This is a genomic window from Kitasatospora sp. NPDC059803 (assembly GCF_042732255.1).
Lineage (GTDB): Bacteria > Actinomycetota > Actinomycetes > Streptomycetales > Streptomycetaceae > Kitasatospora.
In genome coordinates this window covers 1-6,694 of record NZ_JBHWIJ010000391.1, presented here as the reverse complement: position 1 = coordinate 6,694, position 6,694 = coordinate 1, and the positions used below count along the sequence as shown (strand labels likewise).

Sequence of the window (6,694 nt, the reverse complement as noted above, 5' to 3'; positions counted from 1 at the left end):
CGCCCTGGGACGCCGCGTCCCGATCGCCCGCGCCCACTGGCTGACCCGCTTCGGCGACGCCGCCCGCCTGGCCGAACGGCTGCGCCGGGGCCGGGTGCTGCTGGCCGGGGACGCCGCCCACATCCACCCGCCCGCCGGCGCCATCGGCGTCAACGCCGCCATCGACGACGCGATGAACCTCGGCTGGAAACTCGCCCTCGTCGCCCGCGGCCAAGCCCCCGAAACCCTCCTGGACACCTACCACAGCGAACGGCACGCGGCCGGCGCCAGGCTGCTGCGCAACACCCGCGCCCAGGCGCTGCTCGCCGGCGACGACGAGGAACTCGCGCCGGTGCGCGACCTGCTCGCCGAACTCGCGCAGGCCAAGGAGACGGCCGGCCCCCTGGCCGAGGAGATCACCGGCATCGCCACCCGCTACCCGGCCCCCCACGGCAGCGGCCACCCCTGGGAGGGCGCGATGGTCCCGGACATCCCCCTCCAACACGGCACCCTGCAACACGGCACTGTGCAGCACGGCACTGTGCAAGACGGCACCCTCCAACACGGCGCCCTGATACCGCTGCTGGCCCGCACCGGCGCCGGCGCCCTGCTCCTGGAGGACACCACCGCGGCCGAGGCGCTGCGCGCGGCGGCCGCCCCCTGGGCGGACCGGGTGAGCGCGGCGACGGTGCGGCCCGGCGCCCTGCCCGACACGCCCGCGGTGCTGGTGCGCCCGGACGGTCACGCCGCCTGGACCGCACCGCCCACCGCACCGCCCCGGGCCGCCGCCGAACAGCTGCGCGCGGCCCTGCACTTGTGGTTCGGGCCGGCGGCGGTGCCGGTGCCGGGGGCGACCGGCCTCCCGTAGTGCCGCGCGGGGTCCGGGCGCTCCGGCGCTCCGGCCGTGTGCCGCCGGTGCGCCGCTGGGCGAACCGGCGGTGGTGCGCGAGGCGTTGACGGCGTCCGCGGCACAGGTGTCCGCTGTGCCGAGAGGCCCGTCCCGCCCGCCCGCCGTCCCGCCCGCCGGGGCAGCCCCGCGGCTGCCCGGGGCGGCGGGTCGCCCGGGCCCGGGTACGGCCTGCGCGCGGTGCGGCCACCGGCTGGGGCCGCTACAGGTTGACGCCGCCGGTGACGTCGATCTTGGTGTCGGTGGTCCAGCGGGCGTCGTCGGAGGCGAGGAAGGCGACTGCGTCGGCGATGTCCGGTACCTGGCCGATCCGGCCGAGGGCGGTCAGGGCGGGGTTGCGTTCCAGGTTCGCCGGGTCGGCCAGCACGTCGGCGGTCATGTCGGTGCGGGTGAGTCCGGCGACGACGGAGTTGACGGTGATGTTGCGGGAGGAGATGTTGATGATCCGGCCGCTGTCGCGCAGCCGTGGCAGCACCCGCTGGGTGAGGAAGAGCGGCGCCTTGACGTTGACCGCGACCATCTCGTCGAACTCCTCGGGGGTGAGGACCTCGATCGGGCGCCCCATGAGGTTGAACCCGGCGTTGTGGACCAGGATGCCGATCGCCGCTTCCCCGTGCGCGCGCAGCCCGGCCGCCGGCCCGGCCATGAGGGTGTCCACGTCGCCGGGAACGCCCAGTTCGGCGTCCACGGTGAACGCCCGGCCGCCGGCCCCGGCGATGGCCGTGGCGCTCTCCTTCGCCGCCGCCTCGTTGCTGCCGTAGTGCACGGCGACCAGGGCGCCGTCCCGGGCCGGGCGTTCGGCGATGCCCCGCCCGATGCCCCGGCTGGCGCCGGTGACCAGCGCGACCTTCCCGCCGAGGTCTCGCATGTCCACCCCTTGATCATGTTCCGCCGAGACCCCACCGTCCGACCCGACAAGGTCGGACTCGCGCGAGTTTGACGTTCACTCAGGCCGCGCGGGGGTGCCGCCCTTTCCCGGACACGGACACGGACACGGACGTGGACGCGCACGCCTCGGCCCCAGGCCGGCGGGCCGTCGCCCGAGCCGGTCCCGCCACCGCCGGGCTCAGGCGGCCAGGCCGGGGAGGACCTCGGCGCCGGGCAGCCGGGCCGCCGCCCAGCCGGGGAGGATCAGCTTGCCCCGCCGCCGCCCGCTGCCGATGAGCACATGCGGGGCGGCGGCCACCGCCTCGTCGACCAGCAGCGGCCAGCCGCCCGGCAGGCCGACGGCGGTGATGCCGCCGTACTCCATGCCGGTGGCGGCGACGGCGACGTCCACCGGCGCGAAGGAGGCCTTGCGCGCGCCCAGGTGCCTGCGCACGGCGGTGTTGACGTCCAGGCGGGTGTCGGCGCGCACCAGGCAGGCGGCCAGGGTGACGTCGCCGCCGCGTTTGGCGGCGACCACCACGCAGTTCGCGGAGAGCTCCAGCGGCACGTCGTAGGCCTGGCAGAACACCGCGGTGTCCGCCTTGTCGGGGTCGGTGTCCACGTACAGCACGGATCCGGCCCACCCGTGCTCGTCCGCGTTCGTCAAGGCGTCGGTGACGGGGGCGGCGAGGTCGTCGCAGACCTCGATCGCCGCGCGGACGAGGGTGAAGTTCCCAAACGGGGCGCGCACGTTCTCGTTCATGAAACGGACTGTACCGCGCCCCCGGCAGGCCTGGCGCGGGCCCTGCCGCTGCCCCTGGGGCGGCGAAATCCGGTGCCGGCCGGAGTCGGTGGCGCCGGGCGCGGGGAAGGGGCCCGCCATGGAAGATCTTGCACAGAACATCGATGAGGCGGCCGCCGGACAGGACGGTCCGCCGCCGCACCTGCTCCCCGGCCCGCCGGCGCACGCGGTGCGCCTGGCCGGCGGCGCCGCGAACACCGTCTGGCTGGTCACCCTGGCCGACGGCGGGCGCGTGGTGGTGAAATCCACCCCGGGACTGCCCCCCGACGCGTACGCGAAGGAGGCCCGGGGCCTGCAAGCCCTGCGCACCCACGGCGCCCTGCCGACCCCGCAGGTGCCGGCCCTGCACCCGGACGGCCTGGTCCTGGAAGCCCTCGAACAGCCGCCCGCGCACGACACCGCCTTCTGGGAACGCGCCGCACACGCGCTGGCCGGCCTGCACACCACCACCGGACAGCGCTTCGGCTGGGCCGAGGACGGCCGGCTCGGCCGCCTGGCACAGCGCAACCCCTGGACCCAGGACGGACACGAGTTCTTCGCCCGCCACCGCCTGCTGCGCTACCTCGACGAACCCCTGGCACGCCAGGCACTCGGACCCCGGGGCCGCGCCGACCTGGAACGCATCTGCAACCGGCTGCCCCGACTCCTCCCCGCCGCACCGCCCGTCCTCACCCACGGCGACCTGTGGCACGCCAACATCCTCGCCCGCCCGCACGCGGCACCGGCGTTCATCGACCCGGCGGTGTGCTGGACATGGGCGGAGACGGACCTGAGCATGATGCTCTGCACCGGCGGCGTCCCCGCCCGCTTCTTCGACGCCTACCGCGAACACCACCCCCTCACCGACGGCTGGCAGCACCGCATGCGACTGCTCCACCTGCGCGAACAGCTCAGCTGCGCCGCCCACTTCGGCGCACGCGACGGCCACACCGGCGACCTCCTCGACGTGCTGCGCACCTACCGGTAGCGCGGCCGCCCGTCCGGCCCGGCGCCCGCTGCGCCGTCCTCAGCGGCCTTCTCGTCTGTGGTGGTCCTGCGGTGCGTCGGGGACCAGTTCCTGGTCGTAGCGGGCCAGGAGGGTCTGCATCGTCCGGCGGTCGGGGCGGCCGCCGGCGGCGAGGGCGGCGGCCTCGATGAAGAACTCCTCGAAGCCGGCCGGGGTCAGCGTCACCAGGATTGTGGCGGGGGTGTCGCCGATCGCGGTGAAGGAGTGCGGGTGGGTGCGCGGGACGTGCAGGAAGGCGCCGGGGCCCGCCTCGGTGGTGTGCTCGTCGCACCGCAGGCGGAACGCGCCGCTGACGACGTAGAACGTCTCGTCGTGGCCGCGGTGCAGGTGCAGCGGTGCGCCCTGGCCGGGTTCGAAGGTGGACTCCAGGACGGCGATCGATCCGCCGCTCTGGGCGCCCGCGAGTTTGACGACGTACGGGCTGCCCGGCACGTGGTGGCGCCCGCCGTGTCCGGGGGCCAGGGCGACGGGTTCGCGGTGGGGGTCAGCCACGGCCGGGCTCCCGGCCGGGCTGCCCGCCGGGTTCCGCGCCGGGTTCCCTGGTGAACTCCTTGCGGTGGCGTTCGGCCCAGGCCCGGAACGGTGTCGCCGCGCGGCCGGTGAGCTGCTGGACCGCCGGCGTGACGGTCGCGGCGAACGGTTCGAGCGAGGCGGCGCGCAGCGCCATGACCGCGTCGGCGGTCTCCGGGCGCAGGCCGTGGTCCAGGAGTGCCTGGCGGGCGGCGGGGGGTGGGATCTCGGTGAAGTCCAGTGGGGTGCCCAGGACTTCGGCGAGCGTCGTGGTCATCTCGCCGGGGGTGAGGGCCTGGGGGCCGGTCAGCAGGTGGGCCCGGCCGTCGTGTCCGGGCCGGGTCAGGGCGTGGGCGGCGGCCGCGGCGATGTCGGCGGGGTCGATGACGGACACCCGGCCGGCGGCGAACGGGGCCCGGACGGTGCGGGTCGCGCGGATCGCTCCGGCCCAGGCGAGGGTGTTGGACATGAAGCCCATCGGGCGCAGGAACGTCCATGCCAGGCCGCTGTCCTGGACGGCCTGTTCGCCCGCGCGGTGCCAGCGGGCGACGGGGTCGTCCGCGTCCGGGTCGGCGGCCCGGCCGGAGGACAGCTTGACGACGGCCTCGGCGCCGGCGCGGGCGGCCGCGGCGGCGAGGTTGGCGTCGTGGCGCGGGATGTCGGGGCCGTCGGAGAGCAGGAACACCTTGCGCACGCCCCGCAGGGCGGCGGCCAGGCTGTCCGGCTCGCCGAGGTCGGCGCCGACGACGTCCACGCCGCCTGGCAGGCGGGCCCGTTCGGGGCGGCGGGTGGCGGCGCGCACGGGGGCGCCGAGGGCGGCCAGGTGGCCGACGAGGGCGCGGCCGACGGTGCCGGTCGCGCCGGTCACGAGTATCACGGGGTCCTCCCGGTGTCCTTCGGCAGGCTGTCCTTCGGCAGGGTGTCCTTCGTCAGGGTGTCGAGCAGGTCGTCGTGCCAGGCCAGGTCGGCCTTCAGGCGGGCGAGGCAGTGCTCGAAGATCCACGGTTCCAGGCCGGTCAGGTCCGGCCGGGCGGCCTCGAACTGCTCCTCGAACAGGGCCACCTGGTCGGCCACGGCCCGCCGGCGCGCGGCGACGGCCCCGGCGAGGTCCTCGTCCGTGAGGTCCGCGGTGTACTGCAGGGCCAGGTCGACCGGGTCGGGCAGCAGGCGCACCTTGCGCAGGGCGGCGTCGCGCAGGGCGGCGAGCTCCCGGCGGCCCTGGCCGGTGATCGCGTAGACGGTCCGCTCGGGCGGGTTGCCGACCTTCTCGTTGCGCACCACCTCGACCAGGCCGTCGTCGGCCATCCGGTGCAGGACGCTGTAGAGCGATCCGGGCTTGACGTCGGTCCACAGCTCGGTGCGGTCGAGCTGGGCCGCCTGGCGGATCTGGTAGCCGTGCATCGGGCCGCCCCGGGCCAGCGCGCTGAGTGCGAAGAGTCGCGAAGTGCTCACAGTGTTAGTCGAACACGACTACAGGTCATAGTCAAACGCGATTATGGGTGCGGGTGCGGGTGCGGGTGCGGGTGCGGGTGCCGGTGCGGCGTGGGAAGTCGGCCGGTCCGACTTCCCGCGCTGTCGCGTCCGTTGCCGGGGGCGGGCGCGACTCGGGGCGAATCGTTCCTGCGGCCCCGTTGCTCCCCGCAAGGGGCCGCCGGTACAACAGAATTGGCCGTTCCGGCCGTCTCCAACGCCTGCGCAGGGAGGTCGTGGCCACCGTGGTGCGGGTCGGGCGGGCTGGTCGGGTCGGAGCTCGTGGGCTCGGTACACCGATGGGGCCGGCGGGGCGGGTCGTCGGGCCGGACGGCATCCCCGTGGTGCTGCGGCTGTACGGACCTGTCCACGGCCTTCCGCCGGACGGCGGCGCGGCCTATTCCGACGGCTTTCCGGTCTTCCTCGTGCTCGCCGTTCTGTTCGGTGTGGTGATCCTGCTGGTCGAGGCGGTGTGGTGGGTGCGCGGGACGCCTCGCTACCGGCTGAGCATCGAGGTCGGCGGGCCGCAGCCGCGCAGCCTCCTGCTCGGTTTCAAGTCCCGGGCGCAGGCGGAGGACTGTCGCCGGAGCCTGACCGCCGCCATCGGCGAGCACGGCGGGGAAGCGGTGCCCTGCACCCCGGAGGAGGCGGGAGGGCTGCCGGTTGCGGCCGGCCGTCGGCCCAGGGTCCCCAGGGTCCCCAAGGGCCGCAGGGCGGCGAAGGCGGACTGAAAGCGCGGGAAGTCGGCCGGTCCGACTTCCTGTGCGGAACAGCGGTTTGCTGCAGCCCGCCACTCTGCTGGGTTCGGCTCCCGCTCAGAGGCCTGGTGGATCCGCTGGGACGGGTCCTTGTCGCTCACGGTACGTAGACGCTGGGGGTCAGGCCGTGGGGAAGTCGCCGGCCTTGATTCCGGTGACGAAGGCGGACCAGGCGTCGGAGGAGAAAGCAAGCACGGGCCCGTCGGGGTTCTTGGAGTCGCGGACGCGGCCGGGGTTTGCGTCGTCGACCTCGATGCAGTTTCCCTGGTCGGCGCTGTAGCTGCTCTTGCGCCAGGAGGCGGGGTTCTGGGCGGTGTTGGTCACGGGCGATCCTCCGCAAGCTGGGTTGCGTTGCTGCCGGACGGGTCCTTCGCGCTCACGGTACGTCGCAGCCC

General features: G+C 75.1%; 9 protein-coding genes. 3 read left to right on the top strand and 6 right to left on the bottom strand.

All coding sequences use genetic code 11. The features are described from left to right. Window positions 1–847 (top strand): FAD-dependent monooxygenase (locus tag ACFV6I_RS36295; protein WP_380430225.1); only part of this gene is annotated, 847 nt, incomplete at its 5' end. A gap of 241 nt (window positions 848–1,088) precedes the next feature. On the opposite strand, the gene ACFV6I_RS36290 is transcribed toward ACFV6I_RS36295, so the two are convergent. Beyond that, a complete protein-coding gene (locus tag ACFV6I_RS36290) occupies window positions 1,089–1,754 on the bottom strand; it encodes an SDR family oxidoreductase (RefSeq protein ID WP_380430232.1) in 666 nt (221 codons plus the stop codon). A 198-nt stretch (window positions 1,755–1,952) separates the two neighbouring features. Further along, window positions 1,953–2,516, bottom strand: coding sequence for a YbaK/EbsC family protein (locus tag ACFV6I_RS36285; protein ID WP_380339332.1), 564 nt, complete (start codon window positions 2,514–2,516; stop codon window positions 1,953–1,955). Window positions 2,517–2,634: 118 nt separating this feature from the next. On the opposite strand from ACFV6I_RS36285, the gene ACFV6I_RS36280 reads away from it, so the two are divergent. Further along, a complete protein-coding gene (locus tag ACFV6I_RS36280; RefSeq protein WP_380430223.1) occupies window positions 2,635–3,522 on the top strand; it encodes a fructosamine kinase family protein in 888 nt (295 codons plus the stop codon). A gap of 39 nt (window positions 3,523–3,561) precedes the next feature. Here the strand turns inward: ACFV6I_RS36280 and ACFV6I_RS36275 are convergent, their stop codons facing one another. From ACFV6I_RS36275 to ACFV6I_RS36265, 3 genes are read right to left on the bottom strand one after another with little or no spacing between them, the layout of a single operon-like run. After that, complete coding sequence (locus ACFV6I_RS36275) at window positions 3,562–4,053, bottom strand: cupin domain-containing protein (protein ID WP_380339327.1); 492 nt, start codon at window positions 4,051–4,053, stop codon at window positions 3,562–3,564. Beyond that, a complete protein-coding gene (locus ACFV6I_RS36270) occupies window positions 4,046–4,948 on the bottom strand; it encodes an NAD(P)H-binding protein (RefSeq protein ID WP_380339324.1) in 903 nt (300 codons plus the stop codon). Before ACFV6I_RS36270 ends, ACFV6I_RS36275 begins: the two co-directional genes overlap by 8 nt. Continuing rightward, window positions 4,945–5,523 carry a PadR family transcriptional regulator gene (locus ACFV6I_RS36265; protein WP_380339321.1) on the bottom strand — a complete coding sequence of 193 codons (579 nt, stop codon included), beginning with the start codon at window positions 5,521–5,523 and terminating at the stop codon, window positions 4,945–4,947. Before ACFV6I_RS36265 ends, ACFV6I_RS36270 begins: the two co-directional genes overlap by 4 nt. 317 nt (window positions 5,524–5,840) lie before the next feature. Here ACFV6I_RS36265 and ACFV6I_RS36260 point away from each other — a divergent pair, with 317 nt between their 5' ends. Continuing rightward, window positions 5,841–6,272: a hypothetical protein gene (locus ACFV6I_RS36260; RefSeq protein WP_380339318.1), complete on the top strand. Its 432-nt coding sequence runs from the start codon at window positions 5,841–5,843 to the stop codon at window positions 6,270–6,272. Window positions 6,273–6,419: 147 nt separating this feature from the next. Here ACFV6I_RS36260 and ACFV6I_RS36255 read toward each other — a convergent pair whose 3' ends face one another. Further along, window positions 6,420–6,623 (bottom strand): DUF397 domain-containing protein, encoded by a 204-nt coding sequence (locus tag ACFV6I_RS36255; protein ID WP_380339315.1) that lies wholly within the window; start codon window positions 6,621–6,623, stop codon window positions 6,420–6,422. Between the last annotated feature and the right edge of the window lie 71 nt (window positions 6,624–6,694).

Excerpts from the sequence above, each read along its gene's own strand:
- ACFV6I_RS36290 (WP_380430232.1), bottom strand. The coding sequence starts at position 1,754 with ATGCGAGACCTCGGCGGGAAGGTCGCGCTGGTCACCGGCGCCAGCCGG.
- ACFV6I_RS36285 (WP_380339332.1), bottom strand. The coding sequence starts at position 2,516 with ATGAACGAGAACGTGCGCGCCCCGTTTGGGAACTTCACCCTCGTCCGC.
- ACFV6I_RS36280 (WP_380430223.1), top strand. The coding sequence starts at position 2,635 with ATGGAAGATCTTGCACAGAACATCGATGAGGCGGCCGCCGGACAGGAC.
- ACFV6I_RS36260 (WP_380339318.1), top strand. The coding sequence starts at position 5,841 with ATGGGGCCGGCGGGGCGGGTCGTCGGGCCGGACGGCATCCCCGTGGTG.